The organism is Corynebacterium sp. (genome assembly GCF_052107835.1).
In the GTDB taxonomy this organism is placed as follows: Bacteria; Actinomycetota; Actinomycetes; order Mycobacteriales; family Mycobacteriaceae; genus Corynebacterium.
Genome location: NZ_JBQEDF010000037.1, coordinates 1 through 15,331, shown reverse-complemented (window position 1 = coordinate 15,331; position 15,331 = coordinate 1). Strand labels below are relative to the sequence as shown.

Below are 15,331 nucleotides of genomic sequence, written 5' to 3'. Positions count from 1 at the left end.
CGGGTTCCGTCGGCGTTGTTCATGACCGTGACCGTTGATGAGCATGGGCCTCTATGGTGGGGACCATGACTTCCCTGAACAGAACACCACTCACCGTGAAGAAGCAGATCTTCGTGCTCGACTGCCCGGACGCCGCGGCCCTCGCTGACTTCTATGCGCGTCTGCTGGGCTGGACCGTGGTCAACAACGAGGAGTACGGGGACTGGGTGGATCTCTTCCCGCCGGAGGGACAGGACCTCGGGTTCACTTTGGCCTTCCAGCAGATCGAGGGTTTCCGTGCACCGGAGTGGCCGACGGGGAGCATCCCGCAGCAGGCCCACCTGGACTTCCACGTCCCGTCCATTCCGGAGGCCGGCGTCCTCGCCGAGGAGGCCGGCGCCGTCCGGCACGAGGTGCAGCCCGGCAGCGAGGACACGTTCATCGTCTTCCTTGACCCGGTCGGCCACCCGTTCTGCCTGTGCCAGGAGGAGTAGTGCGCCCGCCTACCGTGACGTTCTGCGCGGGAAGACGTAGGACGCCACGGCCACCGACAGGACGATGAATCCCACGCACCACACGACGGCGACCAGGGCATCCGTTCCTGCAGGTCCGGTGGCGCCGCCGTTCATCAGCGAGCGGGACGCGTCGATCAGCGGTGTCATCGGCTGGTTCGCGGCGAAGCCCTGCAACCATCCGGGCATGGACTCCACCGGGGCGAATCCACTGGACAGGTAGGGGAGGAACAGCAGGATGAAACCGTAGCCGCTGGCCGCCTCCGCCGATCCGGCGAGCATGCCCAGGGTCGCGAAGACCACGGTGATCACCAGGATCCACAGGGCGATCAGCCCCACCGCGCCGAGGAACCCCGGGAAGGTTCCCTCGATGCGGAACCCCACGGCAACGGCGATCAGCAGCACCACGCCGGTGGCCAGCAGGTTGCGGAGCACCGAGGACACGGTGTGTCCCAGCAGAACCGTCACGGCGGGGAAGGGCATGGTCCGGAAGCGGTCGATGATCCCGGTCTCCATGTCATTGCTGACGACCACACCCGTGTAGGACGCGCCGAACCCTGCGGCGGTCAGCGCCAGGGCGGGCATGACGTAGGCGAGGTAGTCGGCGCGGTCCGGTGCTGTTCCGCCACCACCGGTGCTGATCGCCCCGCCGAGGACGTACACGAAGATCAGTAGCAGGAACACCGGGAGCAGGATCGCCATCAGCACGGATTCCACGTCGCGGAAGGAGTGCCGCAGGCTGCGGCGGGTCAGCACCCGCAGGCTGGTGGCGAAGGAGGTGCTGGTCGGTGATGTGGTTGCCGCGGTCATGATGCCTTCTCTGTGAGCTGCAGGAAAACGTCGTCGAGGGTGGGTCGCTGGATGGTGGCCATGGCACCGGGATGGGCCACCGCCACGTCCCGGAATTTCTCGGCGAGGTCGTCGGTGTGACCGGTTGTCGGAACGTCCGCGATTACGCTGCCCGTCTCGTCCGCCACGCGGATGACAGCGCCGCCGATGAGCGACTTCAGTTCATCTGCGGTGCCGCCGGCAACGATGCGGCCGTCGTGCAGGACGCTGATCTGGTCGGCCAGGGCGTCCGCCTCCTCGAGGTACTGGGTGGTGAGCAGGATCGAGGTGCCGGCGTCGGCGAGACTCCGGATCTCGTCCCACAGCACCTGGCGGCTGCGGGTGTCGAGGCCGGTGGTCGGCTCGTCGAGGAAGACCAGGGCGGGCCGGGAGATCAGCCCCACGGCGATGTCGAGTTTGCGGCGCATCCCGCCGGACAGGGCGGCGGTCCGGACGTCCCGGGACCTGGCGAGGTCGAACCGTTCGAGCAGTTCCACCCCGCGGGCATGCGCGGTGTGCCGGGGGTGGCCGAAGAGCTCGCCCATCATCTCCAGGTTCTCGATGCAGCTGAGTTTGGCGTCGACGGCGGCGAACTGGCCGGTCATGGAGATCCTGGTCTGGAGTTCCCGGCGGTCACGGCGTGGGTCGAGTCCGAGGACGCGGACCTCGCCGGCATCGTAGGGGAGAAGGGTGGACAGGATCTTGACCAGGGTGGTCTTCCCGGCACCGTTGGGGCCGAGCAGGGCGTGGATGCCTGCGGGGAGGGTCAGGCAGAGATCGTCGAGGACTGTTCTCCGTTGGCTGGAGTGGCCGGCGTAGGACTTCGCGAGTCCCTGGATCTCCAGCAGTGGCTGCCCGTTTCGCTGATCTGTGTGCATGGCATACAGTGTATGACATATACGATATGCGCCGCAAACAGTTTATGATGGACGCTGTGGTTGTCCCGGTTGCATGCGGAATGGAACACTGGCCCCATGGCAGAACAGGCAGCGGGCACGAAGACCGGTCTACCCAGGGCGCTCTCCATCGCGTGGGGGATGGACGAGGCACCGCAACGCGGTCCCGCCAGGGGCCTGAGCCACGGGCGCATCGTCGCCGCGGCCATCGAGATCGCCGACGGGCACGGTCTGGCGGCTGTGACCATGCAGGCCATCGCGACATCGCTGGGCTTCACGACGATGTCCCTGTACCGCTACGTGGCCAACAAGGACGAGTTGCTGAAGCTCATGCAGGACACGGCCATCGCGGTCCCGGACGCACTCGATTACACCGGGGACTGGAGGGGCCGGCTGCGGATGTGGGCGGAGATGATCCGGGACGCCTACCGGGCTCACCCGTGGTCGTTGGGGATTCCCCGGAGCCAGAACTCCGTCCTGATGCCGAATGCACTCGCCGCGGCCGACCTCGGGATGCAGGCGATGGAGGATGTGGACATCCCCGACGACTCCAAGATCGCCGTGATCCTGATTGTTTCCCAGCTGGCCGCATCCATGGTGGAACTGGAGCTCTCGCTCGCCGACGAGGGCGACCTCCATCCCACCGAGCAGGACAGGGCATTGCTCGCCGGTGTGATCACTGATGAGCGCTTCCCGTACATTTCCCGCCTCTACCGCCTGGGTGATTACGTTGTCGACCCCTCACTGGAGAACGAGGCGCCCTCGGCTGAACCCGGCTATGTCGAGGATGAGTTCGCTTTCGGCCTGGATCTGATCATCACCGGTATCGAGGACAGGCAGGGGAAACGCTAGCGGCTGACCTGCCGCCGGAGATCCTCCAGTTGCAACGCGGTCATGTCCTGGGCCTGCAGGTGATCAATGCGCTCCGCCCGGGCCATCGGATCATCAACCGAGACGTGCCCCGGCGTCAACAGTTGCTCACCCTGGCTGACCAGGGTGTTGACCCGGTCGAAGATGTGCTGGGTCTCAGCATCCACGGATTCGGCGAAGTACGTGCCCTCCAGGGTGGTGCCGATCCCTCGCTTGCGGTCCACGGCATCCCACGCGGCGATTGCGCTACGGAGCCGTCCCGCCGACTCCAGCGACAGTTGGCCCACAGCCTGGTCGAACGCATCGATCCCGGCCTGGGCCCGTGATCGCCTGTAGACCCCCAACCACACGTAGACCGGAACGCCGACCGCCCCGATGACCGCCGTGGTGATGAGTGCGATCCCGGCGATGACCAGACCGATCTTGAAGACCCAGGAGAGAAGCCAGAAGGCGAGGCCCAGGAGAAGGATCAGCGCACACCCCGACCCACCCGACTCGGCCGACGGCTTGTTGTCACTCATGACGTGGACTCCGAACCGCTCAGGTCAATGCCCATTCCGACGTCGACCAGCCAGACGCCGACAAGGGGGAGGATCGCGGCGGCGGCGATGGTCAACAGGGTGTAGACAACTGCCTCGCCGACGGAGAAGGTGTTGGCGTCCTTTTCCTGCCTGGACTCCGCAATCGCGTGCAGGTCACCGGTGGTGGAATCCAGGACGCGCTGGACCCGGGCGGCGCGTCCCGCGCGGTCGGTGGTGGTGTCGACCCCGATGCGGGGCACGGTCGGCGTGGCGAAGGCGTCACGTCGTGCCGTGAGGACGGATTCGAGGTCTGGGGGCGTTGTCATGGTCCGAACACTATCGGCGGGGACGGACACGCCCGGGCTTCAGCGTCGCACGCGTTCGAACAGTGCCACGACCGCCACCACGACGGAGCCCACGAGGAAGCCGATCACCGCCGAGCAACCGGTCTCCACGAGCCACTGCACGGCACCACCCGCGGACGCCACCGACTCCTCCAGATGGTGGACCACACCGTAGACACTGTGCCAGCCCAGGTCATCGGTGCCGACCAGGAGAATGTGTCCGCCGACCCACAGCATCGCCGCAGTCCCCACCACGGACAGCGCGGTGAGAATCCTCGGCATCAGCGATACCAGGCCCCTGCCCAGGGCCTGCACGGATGTGCTGCGTCCTGCCCCCGGATCCGCCAGCGACAGGCCGACGTCGTCCATCTTCACGAGCAGGCCCACCACCCCGTACACCAGGAAGGTGATCAGCAGGGCGACGCCGACCAGGATGGCGGCGCGCTCGGGGAAGGACCGGTCGGTCACTTCGTTCAACGAGATCACCATGATCTCCGCCGACAGGATGAAGTCGGTGGTCACCGCGCCTTTGACCAGGGAGTCCTCGTCCTCCGGGCTCTTGTCGCCGGCAACGGCGGCGTCATCGGTGCCGGCGTGGCCGTGCCAGCCGCGGCGTGACGCGATCGCGTGCCAGATCTTCTCCGCGCCCTCGTACGCCAGGTAGGTGCCCCCGACCATGAGGATCGGGGTCAACGCCCATGGGGCGATCCAGCTGAGCAGCAGGATCACCGGGAGGATCACGATGATCTTGTTGACCAGTGACCCCTTGGTGATCCGCCAGATGATGGGGAGTTCGCGTGCCGGGGTCACACCCTGCACGAATCCCGGGGCCACGGCGGCATCGTCGACGACCACCGCGGCCGCCTTGGTACTGGTTGCGGCTGCGGCATTGGCGATGTCGCGGGTGCTGACCGCGGCCTTCTTCGCGATCAGGGCGACGTCATCGAGGAGAGCGAACAGTCCACCGGCCATGGGGTGCTCCGATTCTGGGGATCAGACGGATGGGAAGCACCATACTAATCCACCCGGAACGTCCCCTCGCCCGGAAGTGACGGCTGACCGGCGAGGGGGGAGTCCGGGTGCCTGTCACAGGTGCGGCTCCGAGTGGGGCACCTGCAGTTGCAGCCTCAGCGAATCCGCGGTGCCGAGATCCGCCAGGAGTTCTGCCCTGGAGTGGTCGGTGGTGTCGGTGCAGGACGCATTGAGCCGGTCCACACGATCGGACAGGTGGGACGGTAGGGGGCGTCCTGTGTGCACTGCCGTCGTTACCTGGTCATTGACGGTGGCGAGGGACTCCTGGAGCAGTTCCCCGACGAGGGTGCGGAACTCCCGGTCCTGCCGGTGGACGCGGATCCCCAGGAAGTACCCCGACCACAGGTGGATCAGGGAGATCAGTCCGCTGCATGTCCCGCCGACGACGAGCATGATGCCCAGGACGGTGGGAACGGTTCCTCCCCCTGTGAGCCACAGACCTCCCGTGATGAAGGTGCCGGCGACGATGAGCACACCCACCGACCACAGGACCGTCGAGGACAGCGGACGGACCAGGGACTCGTTCGAGGTGACCATCTCATCGATACGGCGCAGGTCATCATCCGTGGATGCGAGGATATCCCGCACCTGGACATCCCGGGGACCCGGCTGTGCCAGAGCGGCACGGCGGCGGTCCACGACCTCGGCGAGGTCGGAGGGGCGCAGGAGCGCATCCCGGGGCGAGTTATCCATGGGGAGCACTCTACGAGAATCCGGAGGGAAATACCCCCTTGGGTTTGAAATTGGTGCCGTACATTTTCGCCACCGTCCCGCACAGGAGGGAGGGCGGCGGGTTCCTGCCCGGTGTCCTCAACCTGTCGACGGCGCACTTCTCCAGCTATTCCGCTTCGGTCGACTCAGTTACCGCGGAGGTTTCCGGCGTCTCGGTCTCATCCTCGGTGCCGTCGTCATCGGTGCCATCGCCGGTTCCGGTGCCACTTGTGCCCCCGGTGCCACTTCCGCCTCCGCCGCCCGTGCTGCCGGAGCCGCCGCTGCCGGGGTCAGCGGGCTCCTGGCCGTCTCCGCCGGTTCCGCCATTCCCGCCGGAACCGGCCCCACCTTCATTGCCGCTCCCGTTGTCATCGCCCGCCTCGTCCTCAGGTTCCGATGTCTCCGGTGCTGAGGAACTGCTCGTCTCCGAGGTGGTGGACGTTGTTTCGCTGGTGGTCTCGTCCGTATCCCCGTCGTCATCGCCGCAGGCGGTGAGAAGGAAGGGAATGGTCAAAGCAGCCATTGATACTGCAGCAAGGTTTCTGCGAACACGCATGATTACTCCTCAAAGTAAGAACAAGGTCCACTCTACATTTTCACAGTGAACTAACCTCTGCCGCGATTCCCGCACAACCGGGGGTGGACTGACTTTTGCGGTCAGCCCGTTGACGAAGTATGTACACATGTGCATACTAGCGATGTATGACCTACATTCTTCTCGCGACGACGATCACGTGCGGCGTCGCCGGCACGCTGTTCACCCGTGCCTCGCGGGGACTGACACGCTGGGGGTACGCCGTCGGTGCCGTCTTCTCCTACGGTGCGGCGACCGTCCTGCTGGCACGGCTGGTGGAGAATCTCCCCCTGGGGATCGTGTACGCGGTGTGGACGGGAAGTGCGGCCGTGATCCTGCTGGCGATCGACACGGCGGCGTTCAAGGTGAGGACGACTCACCTCCAACGCGCCGGAATGCTGGTGACTGTTGCCGGCGTCGCACTGCTGGGGGGTGCGTTGTCATGACGGATGTCCACGGAACGGGGGATGTGTGGCGTGCCCGCGCCCACCTTGTGGCGACGGTGGTCCTCGAGGTCATCGGCACGCTGGCACTGAATGAGTCAGAGGGGTTCACCCGTCCGGTGCCCGCTGTCCTCGCGGTGGTGTGCTACCTGCTGACCGTGGTCGCGCTGTCGTTGGCGCTGAAGGTCCTGCCGATGAGTCTGGTCTACATCATCTGGACCGGTGCCGGCACCACCGGTGTGGTGCTGTTCAGCGTGTGGTTGTTCGGCGAGACGATGACGCGGGGCGCATGGCTGGGGCTGATTCTGGTTATCTGTGGTGTGATGATGATCAACGCCCGACGACGAACCCCGGAGGACCATGCCACGCAGCAAGAACACCCCGAATGATCCCCAACGTCGCCGCCGCATTCTCGACTCCACAATGGTTCTGCTCCAGCAGTCCGGTATCTCCGCGGTGACGGCACGCGGTGTCGCCGCCCAGGCCGGGGTCCCGGTGGGGTCGGTGTCCTACCACTTCGACTCGGTCAAGGGCCTCCTGCTCCAGGCCAGCAGTGAACTGTGGGACCAGAGGATCGCGCAGATCACCGGGTGGGATTACGCGAAAGAGGGTGCGGAGGGTGTGCTCCGGCAGCTTGCCGAGCTGATCCGGCACCAGGTCACCGAGGGACGTTCCCTGACCGTGGTCTCCTACGAGCTCTACCTCCTGGGACTGCGCGACCCGGACTTCCGGGACATCAGCGTCCACACGGTGGACGCGCTGCGCCAGGTTCTACTGGATTTCTTCCCGGCCCCCCGGGCCCGTCACCTCGCTGCCACGGCCGATGGTTACCAACTGCAACTCCTCCTCAATGATGAGGCGCCCAGCGCCGGGTCGATCCTGGAGGTCCTGCGGAGTGCCTGAACCTGCCAGGTGCGGCTACTGCGTCAGGAAATCCACCCAGCTGTCCCACTCACGACGTGTCTGCACCAGCCCGTCGTAGTAGGCGGCCTTGAGCTTGTCCGGTTTGCGCTCGGTGTTCGCTATGCGCATGTGGTCGGGGAAGAACAGCTTCGCCCGTCCCTGCTCCTCCAGTTCCAGGAGGCGCTGCTTGGTGGCGTTGTAGCGTTCGTGCCTGGTGAAAAGGGCCTCGGCCACCACGGGAGTGTCCTTCAGGAACCGCCGGACGGGGCCCTGGTACTTCAGCGGGGTCTTCACGTAGTCCCGGGGACGGGTGGAGATCACCAGGAACTTCTCGAAACCGTCCGCCTGGGCGGCGTCCAGCGGGATACCGCCGGACGACCCCAGCGCCCCGTCCACGTAGGGCTCACCGTCCACCGTCGGGGTATTCATCAGGACCGGCATTGTGGAGGACGCCCTGACGCGCTTCATGAACGCCTCCATCGTCGGGGCGTCATCACGTCCCCAGTACACGGTTTCGCCGGTGACGGCGTGCAGTGCACCGATCCGGAACGGTGTGGGGTCGGCCGTGAAGGTCGACCAGTCGAAGGGGAGTGCATTGCCCGGGAGTCCGGAGGTCTCGTAGATGTACTCGGCGTTGAAGTAACCGTCGCCCCTGATGAACGACCCGACTCCGCCGGTACCGGGGGAGGACCCGAAGTCCACGAAGCTCCTCCGGGCGCGAACCATATCGTGCGACAGGAAGTTGGCGGTGTGGGACGAGCCGGCGGAAATCCCGCCGACCCATCCGACCTGCACATTGTGTGAGATGAGTTCGGCGGCGCAGGCGGCGGTGTAGCTGTTGCGCATGCCGCCGCCCTCGAAGATGAGGGCGACGTCCGGAGCCGAGATCGGCGAGTCTGGCGCGCTCACCAGTCGAATCCCCGCAGAGCCTCACGGGGGTCGGTGTTGCCGGCGTTGAACCGGATCGTGCGGCCGGAGCTCTGCGGGCACTCCAGGGCGGCGACGATGGTCTGCGCCACCGTCTCGCGGGGCACCTCCGTGGCGTCCGTCCTGCCGTCGCCCTCGGGGAGGACCTCGATGCCTCCCCGGTCCCGGTCATCGGTGAGCGTGCTCGGCCCCAGGATCGTCCAGTCCAGTTCGGAATCGATCAGGTGCTGGTCGGCCGCGGCCTTCGACTCGGCGTAGGGGTAGAAGCCGCTGTCCTCCGGAACACCGTGGTCCAGGTAGGAGCCCGACCACGACACCATGATGAACCGGCTCACCCCCACCTCTTCGGCGGCGTTGATCGTGCGGATCGCCGCGTCACGGTCGACCGCCCAGGTGCGCTCCGGGTTCCCGCCGCCGGCACCGGCGGACCAGATCACGGTGTCATGCCCGTCTACCAGTTCGGCGATCTCATCGGTGCTCATGGTCTCGACGTCAGCGACCTTCGGCGTGGCACCGGCCTCCTGGACGTCCGAGAACTGGTCCCTGTTCCGGATGACGGAAGTCACGGTGTTGCCCGCCTCAACAAGCATCGGTGCCGCCAGCAACGCCACTTTCCCGTGGCCGCCGATGATGACGATGTCGTACATGGTGTGCAGTCGCCTTTCTCAGGGAGTCATGTTCCGTCCAGCCTAGCGGGGAAGCAGCGGCCCCACCGCGCCGGAGCCCACACAGACATGGGATCCGGGTGGACCGTCCACCTCGACCATGATCGTTCCGCCGCCCCCGGCGAGGTTCACCCACTGTGTGGTCAGTTCCTCGTCGACCGGTACCTCAATCGCGCGGGAGCGCCAGGCGGATTCGTCCTCCAGGCCGTTGGGGGTGGTCAGGACGACGGTGACTGGCTGGTCAGCCGTGGCGGTGAACTCCCACGTCCAGTCGCCGAACGGGAGGGCGGGGTCCATGTCGATGATCTGCGGCCGTCCACCGTCCACCCTGGTGCCGCAGTCGGGGGCCTCGCCCTGGGCACTGCGTGAAGCCTCCATCACCTCGGCCCCGACGACGTCGCCGGACGGGGTGATGATCCGTGGTTCGGTGGTGTGGTCGGCGACCCCGCCGAGGGATTCCGCCACCTTTCCCGCCGTGTTGTAGGGGTTGACCAGGGGTGTGAGCACTTCAAGGGGCATGTTCTGGTCGAGCAGTGGGTTGCCGGGGTCACCGGCGCTGTCCCGCAGGGCAGCGAGGTAGTCGCCGGTCTCGTCACTGGACCACGACGACACCCATGTGATGCTCGAGGCAACCGAACTCACGGCGAAGGCCGAGGCGAGGACGGGGGCGACGACCCTGGTGGCACGCGTGCGGGATTCCCCGTGACCGGTCACCCCCGCCGATCCGGCGGCCCCTGCCGCCGCGACCAGGGCGAGGACGGTCACCGCCCACCAGTCGGCGTAGTAGTGCATGCCGCGCGCCAGCAGATCGGTGGCACCTTCCCCGGAGCGTCCTCCCTGCAGCAGGGTCACGATCACGCCGAGGTAGCCCGCGGACAGGATGAGCGCCGCGGTCGCGGGCACCCAACCACGCCGCGTCCGCCACATCCACACCACGAAGGCCACCGCGAGGGAGGCGACCACCACGGCCGCACCGATCTGCAGCGGGACCGGCGTCGTCGGGAACGAGGGGGAGGGGTTCCACCGGTCCCAGCTCCAGGGGCCACCGAGTACCCCGGGCAGCACGCTGGCCCCCAGCGCGCCGGGGATGTCGTCCAGCCCGGGGCCCGCGTCCTGCGACACCCGTCCGGCCAGCTGCAGGTACAGGATCGCCCACCCGGCGGTCAGGAGCGCGGGGGCGATGAAGGGGAGCGCCGGGACACGGCGTCCCGCCAGACGCAGGACGACCGCCACTCCGATCAGCGCGGGGACCACTGACAGGGCCTTCTCCGTCATCAGCAGGCCGAGCAGCAGGACGCAGGACGCGGCTACGGTCGGCCACCACGGTGCACGCGGTGGCGGCGTCTTTCGGTCACGGGGACGAAGGAGCAGCAGCCCCACGCCGGCAGCGGTGATCTGCCAGGCCAGGGCGTTGACACCCGCCGACCACCATCCGGAGGCGATCCCCAGGAACGGGGAGAACATCAGGGCGGTGAAGGCCAGGAGGTGGATCGCCGGGGCTCCGCCGTGCCCGTCCGCGAGGCGTCCGAGCAGACGCCACCACAGGGCGGCGGCAACCACCGTCGCCCCGAGGGTGAGCAGCAGGGGAAGCCACCACTGCAGCGGTGCCAGGGTGTCCGCCGCGATCTGGACGGCCGCGGAGCCCGGCATCAGGTGTCCGTCGTAGGGTGCCCAGAGTCCGTCGTCGCGGAATTTCGCCGGGATGACCAGGTCGTCCCAGTAGAACGTGCGCTGGCTGAGCTGCCAGGCACGTAGGAGGATCACGGCCCCGGTGACGATGAACGGGGCGAAGGTCCGCAGCACGCCGTCGGAATTATGCGGCCGGCTGGAGAGGCTGGACGGACAGCAGCTCGACGTTCTCGTTCGAGCACCCCGTCACGCCCTCGAGCCCGGCAACGGAGGACGAGGTCTCGTCCGGGGGAATCACCTGGAGGCCTGTGGCGGGGAGGGGCCCGCATTCGTTCTCGTCGTAGTTCTCCGCGCGGCTGATCTTCACCGCCGCCGTTGCGGACTCGCCCGGCGCCAGGTCGACCGGGGTGACGTCGCCGGACTGTTCGCGGGTGGCGGGGGCCCCGATCGGCTGGTCATCCTCGCCGACCAGGGCGACCCCGGGATAACCGTCAACGGTGCAGTCCGAGTCCGAACCATTGGTCAGATCGACGTTCACGAGGACGCTGCCCGCAGCGCCCTGCTGATCGCCCACGGATGTCTGCAGCTGGTCTATCGTGCACGCGCCGGGGGCAGCAGCACCATCGGTCTCGTCCGGGGCAGGGGCCGGGGTTTCAGCGGCGTCCCCGTCAGTGCCGTCGGGATCGGCGGTCTGGCCCGCGTCACCGGCCACGGTTTCGGTGACCGTCTCCTCGGAGGCTGCATCGGAGACGTCACCGCCGCTCCCGCCGCCGCCGTCGTCGCCGCAGGCGGCGAGGCCGGTCACCGCCAGGATGGAGGCCGCACCAACGGCGGCGATACGTGTGCATCGACGAACAGTCCGGGTCCGGTGGGGTGGACGGGATTCTGTGGTGACGGTCGGGTTCCTGGAGTCGGTGGTGTTCATGAAATCCAGTCTAGGCACAGTTCTCCCGCGGAGGTCGAGACGGCCGAAATGCGTCCGGTGGGCGGGAGGGTGACTAATATCGGACGGCAGGAACCTCTTACCCCGATCACCAGGAGACTCACGTCCATGGCCTTCACCCCTGATTTCGACCTCTTCCAGCTCCCGGAGGAGTACCAGGAACTGCGCGCGAGTATCCGCGCCCTGTCAGAGCAGCAGATCGCCCCGCACGCTGCCGCGGTTGACGAGGACGAGCGTTTCCCGGAGGAGGCGCTGAAGGCGTTGAACGACAGCGGCTTCAATGCCGTGCACGTCGGAGACGAGTACGGCGGACAAGGTGCTGACTCGCTCGCCGCCGTGATCGTCATCGAGGAGGTCGCCCGTGTCTGCGGGTCGTCCTCCCTGATCCCGGCGGTGAACAAGCTCGGCACGATGGGTCTGATCCTGTCCGGCTCCGAGGAGCTCAAGCAGCAGGTGCTGCCGGATGTCGCCAACGGGGCAATGGCGGCCTACGGTCTCACCGAGCGCGAGGCGGGGTCGGACGCCGGCGGCATGAAGACCAAGGCCGTCCGCGACGGTGACGAGTGGGTCCTCAACGGATCCAAGTGCTTCATCACCAACGGCAGTCGCGCCACCTGGATCACCGTCATGGCCGTGACAGATCCGGAGGCCGGGGCGAACGGCATCTCCGCGTTCATGGTCAACAAGGATGACCCGGGCTTCCGGGTGGGCGGCCTGGAGCACAAGCTGGGCATCAAGGGCTCGCCGACCGCGGAACTGTACTTCGAGGACTGCCGCATTCCCGCCGACCGCATCATCGGTGGGGAGGGCACCGGCTTCAAGACCGCCCTGGCCACCCTCGACCACACGCGTCCCACGATCGGCGCCCAGGCCCTCGGCATCGCCCAGGGTGCCTTCGACGCTGCTGTGGAGTACGTCAAGGAGCGCAAGCAGTTCGGCAAGCCGATCGCGGCGTTCCAGAACACACAGTTCACGCTGGCTGACATGAAGATGAAGCTCGACGCCGCCCGGCTGATGGTTTACACCGCCGCGTCCAACGCCGAGCGTGGTGAGGCCGAGGGCGGCGAGAAGCTCGGGCTGCTGGCGGCCGGGTCGAAGACCTTCGCCTCCGATATCGCGATGGAGGTCACCACCGACGCTGTACAGCTGTTCGGCGGCTACGGCTACACCCGCGACTTCCCGGTGGAGCGGATGATGCGCGACGCCAAGATCACCCAGATCTACGAGGGCACCAACCAGGTCTGCCGCATGGTGATGGGACGCCAGATCCTGAAGTAGGGGTCGGGGCGGGCGCTCCGTCTTTCCAACCCATCGTCTTCGTGTTCACGAATCGTCCGGACGTGAGCATCTGGATGCGGGTACGCCGCGATTCTAATGTCCCCGTGCTCGTTGCTGAGCGCAGGGGCATTTCTTACCTACAAGTACTGTTCGCAACCGGCGCCGACGAGCTCACCGGACCTGCAGCGCTCTGCAACCTCGGCTTGCATGGTCCCGGGCGCGGGTTCTCCGGGAGGGTATCCGCACACGGCGTAGGAGCACTCGCCTCCTTGCCACACAGGGATGGTCGAGGGGTCCGGTTCGTTTAGCCAGGGCATGTCACTGGGACTCATGATGCCGTTGGTCGGGTTGCAATCTGATGGGTCCCATACCCATGCGTCCGTGCTGGGACAGTTGTAGCCTTCGCCTACGGGGGGCCAGATCGACTGTGGCTCCACGGGTTCAGGGGATGGCACTGATTCGGGTTCGGCCTCAGCGGCGGGTTCTTCCGTGACGACTTCACTGGTCGAGGTTTCGCTGGTGGGTTGTGTGGTGCTTGTCGCGGTGACGGTGGTCTGCGTGGGGCTACTGGTTGTGTCCGCGTCGGGAGCGTCCTCGCTGCAAGCGGTGATGGTGAGAATCAAGGCAGAAGACAGGGCAGCGAAGGTACGTCGGGTGATCATTCTGGGTCCGTTCGTTAGGTCTGGCAGAAGGTGAACAGGGGCCGTTCGGCGAACGTCCACTTGCATACGCAATCAGTGGTGTCTTCGGTGACCGTCTGAAAGAGAGCGCTTTCATGGACGGCCCGGACGAGGGAAAGCTCCGTATCCGTGGTGAAATGGCTAGTCCTGCAGTGATTTCACCCGGTCGCGGAGAGCTCCTGCGTACGCGTAGATGCCCTCGACGTCGTCGATGTCATGGGCGGACTCGTTCCTGTCCTCGTCGAACACGATGATGCGCGGGGTCTTCCGGTCGAATTGAAGCCGGGCGATGGGCTTGCGGTTGTTGTCCTGGTAGAGGATCGCGCAATAGGATTTTGCGTCACGCATCGTGATGTCGGTCGCCGGCACTTCGGAGCAGCGGATTGCCTTGATGATGCTGTGGGCCTGCTTCTCCTCCTCCGTGGTTATGACGCCGTCTGACGGGGAATCGCTTGCCGGCGATGTAGGAGTGAAGTGCTCCTCCTCAGTGACCGCAGGCTGCGGGTCCTCAAGCTCCTGAGCTGACCGAAGGCGACGGTTCGCCTCGTCACGGAGATACTGGCTGGACGCCGTAGTGGTCAGGCGGGTGAAAAGTTCGATATTCGCTGCGGTCATGCGGCGCGAAGTCACCCGTGACGCCAACAAACGGACCCAGTCGCTGGACGGCTCCTTCAGCTCGTTGGCGATCGCCTTGCGGAGTTCTGAGACATACTTCAGTTCCTCGGCGCCGGCCGCTATCGTCTCCGAGTCGAACTGCGTCTTCGTGCACATTTCCAGGTGCGGGAAGATTCTCGTGTCCACCGACGCGAGGTCAAGGGTCATGAATGGGCGTTCGTCCATCCTGTTCACTGCGTCGAGCTGCGCATAGAACTGGTAGACCTCTCCGTTCGTCAGGATCGCGAACTCGGTATCGGTCACGTTGAAGTACCGGACAAGCTGATTAGCGTGCTCGAGGTCGAGTGACTCGCCGATCTTCTTACATTCGATCAGGAACCGGAAGTCGTTGCCCGACTTGATCGCGTAGTCGACCTTCTCGCCCCTCTTCTTCCCTACGTCCGCCGTGTACTCCGGGATGACCTCCCGTGGGTCAGTGACGTCGTAGCCGAGAACAGAGCTGATGAACGGGATGATGAAGGCCGTCTTCGTTGACTCCTCGGTCTCGATGATCGCCTTGAGTTCGCGGACCTTCGTCGCCAACGCGTTGACAGCCTGGTCGATACTCACTACTCGGTTCTCCTCGCCATTGGGGTGCTGAGGTGTCTGGCTTATGCGGACACTCAGATCCCTCCATCATCGAGGATCCGGAAGATTTATCATCCACGGGAAAGTATTCGGGGTTGAAAACAATATGAAAGCCCTGATCGTCACTACCCCCGCGGGTATGAGTCGTCGCCGTGCTCAAGATGACAGAGTCTGTCTGGCTAGCTAGATCAGGGGCATTTATCGAGTACGGACGCGTTGGGTTGGACAATCCCTGGCCCCGGTACCCGGGCACTGCTCTTCCCGATCTTTTCTATGCGGATAGCGGCGGGCGCCCCGGAACATACCCCGCCCCGCACACAGTAAACCCCCGGACCGAGAGTCGGCCGGGGGCTC

The 15,331-nt window shown here is 65.9% G+C and carries 18 protein-coding genes; 6 read left to right on the top strand and 12 right to left on the bottom strand.

Features of this window, described 5'->3' with window-relative positions; genetic code table 11:
• Positions 1–65 precede the first annotated feature (65 nt).
• The gene (locus ACTIL2_RS09965; protein ID WP_442337314.1) at positions 66–473 is read left to right on the top strand and encodes a VOC family protein; all 408 of its coding nucleotides are present in this window, start codon (positions 66–68) and stop codon (positions 471–473) included.
• Between the two features lie 9 nt (positions 474–482).
• On the opposite strand, the gene ACTIL2_RS09960 is transcribed toward ACTIL2_RS09965, so the two are convergent.
• Positions 483–1,301 carry an ABC transporter permease gene (locus tag ACTIL2_RS09960; protein ID WP_442337313.1) on the bottom strand — a complete coding sequence of 273 codons (819 nt, stop codon included), beginning with the start codon at positions 1,299–1,301 and terminating at the stop codon, positions 483–485.
• Positions 1,298–2,197 carry an ABC transporter ATP-binding protein gene (locus ACTIL2_RS09955; protein ID WP_442337312.1) on the bottom strand — a complete coding sequence of 300 codons (900 nt, stop codon included), beginning with the start codon at positions 2,195–2,197 and terminating at the stop codon, positions 1,298–1,300. Before ACTIL2_RS09955 ends, ACTIL2_RS09960 begins: the two co-directional genes overlap by 4 nt.
• A 96-nt stretch (positions 2,198–2,293) precedes the next feature.
• Here ACTIL2_RS09955 and ACTIL2_RS09950 point away from each other — a divergent pair, with 96 nt between their 5' ends.
• Positions 2,294–3,067, top strand: a complete 774-nt coding sequence (locus ACTIL2_RS09950) for a TetR/AcrR family transcriptional regulator (protein WP_442337311.1) — start codon at positions 2,294–2,296, stop codon at positions 3,065–3,067.
• On the opposite strand, the gene ACTIL2_RS09945 is transcribed toward ACTIL2_RS09950, so the two are convergent.
• From ACTIL2_RS09945 to ACTIL2_RS09925, 5 genes are all read right to left on the bottom strand, one after another.
• Positions 3,064–3,606: a hypothetical protein gene (locus tag ACTIL2_RS09945; protein WP_442337310.1), complete on the bottom strand. Its 543-nt coding sequence runs from the start codon at positions 3,604–3,606 to the stop codon at positions 3,064–3,066. The genes ACTIL2_RS09950 and ACTIL2_RS09945 overlap by 4 nt on opposite strands.
• Complete coding sequence (locus ACTIL2_RS09940) at positions 3,603–3,932, bottom strand: hypothetical protein (protein ID WP_442337309.1); 330 nt, start codon at positions 3,930–3,932, stop codon at positions 3,603–3,605. Before ACTIL2_RS09940 ends, ACTIL2_RS09945 begins: the two co-directional genes overlap by 4 nt.
• Before the next feature lie 39 nt (positions 3,933–3,971).
• Positions 3,972–4,922, bottom strand: a complete 951-nt coding sequence (locus ACTIL2_RS09935; protein ID WP_442337308.1) for a DUF808 domain-containing protein — start codon at positions 4,920–4,922, stop codon at positions 3,972–3,974.
• Positions 4,923–5,036: 114 nt separating this feature from the next.
• Positions 5,037–5,675, bottom strand: a complete 639-nt coding sequence (locus tag ACTIL2_RS09930) for a hypothetical protein (protein WP_442337307.1) — start codon at positions 5,673–5,675, stop codon at positions 5,037–5,039.
• Between the two features lie 145 nt (positions 5,676–5,820).
• Positions 5,821–6,207 carry a hypothetical protein gene (locus ACTIL2_RS09925; protein WP_442337306.1) on the bottom strand — a complete coding sequence of 129 codons (387 nt, stop codon included), beginning with the start codon at positions 6,205–6,207 and terminating at the stop codon, positions 5,821–5,823.
• A 188-nt stretch (positions 6,208–6,395) separates the two neighbouring features.
• Between ACTIL2_RS09925 and ACTIL2_RS09920 the strand changes: the two genes are divergently transcribed.
• Genes ACTIL2_RS09920 through ACTIL2_RS09910 form a run of 3 tightly spaced genes read left to right on the top strand, consistent with a single transcriptional unit; the run spans position 6,396 to position 7,613 of the window.
• The gene (locus ACTIL2_RS09920; RefSeq protein ID WP_442337305.1) at positions 6,396–6,713 is read left to right on the top strand and encodes a DMT family transporter; all 318 of its coding nucleotides are present in this window, start codon (positions 6,396–6,398) and stop codon (positions 6,711–6,713) included.
• A complete protein-coding gene (locus ACTIL2_RS09915; protein ID WP_442337304.1) occupies positions 6,710–7,099 on the top strand; it encodes a DMT family transporter in 390 nt (129 codons plus the stop codon). Before ACTIL2_RS09920 ends, ACTIL2_RS09915 begins: the two co-directional genes overlap by 4 nt.
• The gene (locus tag ACTIL2_RS09910; protein WP_442337303.1) at positions 7,071–7,613 is read left to right on the top strand and encodes a TetR/AcrR family transcriptional regulator; all 543 of its coding nucleotides are present in this window, start codon (positions 7,071–7,073) and stop codon (positions 7,611–7,613) included. Before ACTIL2_RS09915 ends, ACTIL2_RS09910 begins: the two co-directional genes overlap by 29 nt.
• Before the next feature lie 15 nt (positions 7,614–7,628).
• Here ACTIL2_RS09910 and ACTIL2_RS09905 read toward each other — a convergent pair whose 3' ends face one another.
• Genes ACTIL2_RS09905 through ACTIL2_RS09890 form a run of 4 tightly spaced genes read right to left on the bottom strand, consistent with a single transcriptional unit; the run spans position 7,629 to position 11,759 of the window.
• Positions 7,629–8,522 (bottom strand): patatin-like phospholipase family protein, encoded by an 894-nt coding sequence (locus ACTIL2_RS09905; protein ID WP_442337302.1) that lies wholly within the window; start codon positions 8,520–8,522, stop codon positions 7,629–7,631.
• On the bottom strand, positions 8,519–9,187 hold the full coding sequence (locus ACTIL2_RS09900) for an SDR family oxidoreductase (protein ID WP_442337301.1): 669 nt from the start codon (positions 9,185–9,187) through the stop codon (positions 8,519–8,521). The genes ACTIL2_RS09905 and ACTIL2_RS09900 overlap by 4 nt, the downstream gene beginning before the upstream one ends.
• Before the next feature lie 42 nt (positions 9,188–9,229).
• Complete coding sequence (locus ACTIL2_RS09895; protein ID WP_442337300.1) at positions 9,230–11,008, bottom strand: hypothetical protein; 1,779 nt, start codon at positions 11,006–11,008, stop codon at positions 9,230–9,232.
• Positions 11,009–11,018: 10 nt separating this feature from the next.
• Positions 11,019–11,759 carry a DUF4232 domain-containing protein gene (locus ACTIL2_RS09890; protein ID WP_442337299.1) on the bottom strand — a complete coding sequence of 247 codons (741 nt, stop codon included), beginning with the start codon at positions 11,757–11,759 and terminating at the stop codon, positions 11,019–11,021.
• 126 nt (positions 11,760–11,885) lie between these two features.
• Here ACTIL2_RS09890 and ACTIL2_RS09885 point away from each other — a divergent pair, with 126 nt between their 5' ends.
• Complete coding sequence (locus ACTIL2_RS09885; RefSeq protein ID WP_442337298.1) at positions 11,886–13,055, top strand: acyl-CoA dehydrogenase family protein; 1,170 nt, start codon at positions 11,886–11,888, stop codon at positions 13,053–13,055.
• 821 nt (positions 13,056–13,876) lie between these two features.
• Here ACTIL2_RS09885 and ACTIL2_RS09880 read toward each other — a convergent pair.
• The gene (locus ACTIL2_RS09880; RefSeq protein ID WP_442337297.1) at positions 13,877–14,959 is read right to left on the bottom strand and encodes a type I restriction endonuclease; all 1,083 of its coding nucleotides are present in this window, start codon (positions 14,957–14,959) and stop codon (positions 13,877–13,879) included.
• Positions 14,960–15,331: the final 372 nt, after the last annotated feature.

Bases quoted from the DNA above. Each gene is read 5' to 3' on its own strand.
- ACTIL2_RS09965 (WP_442337314.1), top strand. From the start codon at position 66: ATGACTTCCCTGAACAGAACACCACTCACCGTGAAGAAGCAGATCTTC.
- ACTIL2_RS09960 (WP_442337313.1), bottom strand. From the start codon at position 1,301: ATGACCGCGGCAACCACATCACCGACCAGCACCTCCTTCGCCACCAGC.
- ACTIL2_RS09955 (WP_442337312.1), bottom strand. From the start codon at position 2,197: ATGCACACAGATCAGCGAAACGGGCAGCCACTGCTGGAGATCCAGGGA.
- ACTIL2_RS09950 (WP_442337311.1), top strand. From the start codon at position 2,294: ATGGCAGAACAGGCAGCGGGCACGAAGACCGGTCTACCCAGGGCGCTC.
- ACTIL2_RS09945 (WP_442337310.1), bottom strand. From the start codon at position 3,606: ATGAGTGACAACAAGCCGTCGGCCGAGTCGGGTGGGTCGGGGTGTGCG.
- ACTIL2_RS09940 (WP_442337309.1), bottom strand. From the start codon at position 3,932: ATGACAACGCCCCCAGACCTCGAATCCGTCCTCACGGCACGACGTGAC.
- ACTIL2_RS09935 (WP_442337308.1), bottom strand. From the start codon at position 4,922: ATGGCCGGTGGACTGTTCGCTCTCCTCGATGACGTCGCCCTGATCGCG.
- ACTIL2_RS09930 (WP_442337307.1), bottom strand. From the start codon at position 5,675: ATGGATAACTCGCCCCGGGATGCGCTCCTGCGCCCCTCCGACCTCGCC.
- ACTIL2_RS09920 (WP_442337305.1), top strand. From the start codon at position 6,396: ATGACCTACATTCTTCTCGCGACGACGATCACGTGCGGCGTCGCCGGC.
- ACTIL2_RS09915 (WP_442337304.1), top strand. From the start codon at position 6,710: ATGACGGATGTCCACGGAACGGGGGATGTGTGGCGTGCCCGCGCCCAC.
- ACTIL2_RS09910 (WP_442337303.1), top strand. From the start codon at position 7,071: ATGCCACGCAGCAAGAACACCCCGAATGATCCCCAACGTCGCCGCCGC.
- ACTIL2_RS09900 (WP_442337301.1), bottom strand. From the start codon at position 9,187: ATGTACGACATCGTCATCATCGGCGGCCACGGGAAAGTGGCGTTGCTG.
- ACTIL2_RS09890 (WP_442337299.1), bottom strand. From the start codon at position 11,759: ATGAACACCACCGACTCCAGGAACCCGACCGTCACCACAGAATCCCGT.
- ACTIL2_RS09885 (WP_442337298.1), top strand. From the start codon at position 11,886: ATGGCCTTCACCCCTGATTTCGACCTCTTCCAGCTCCCGGAGGAGTAC.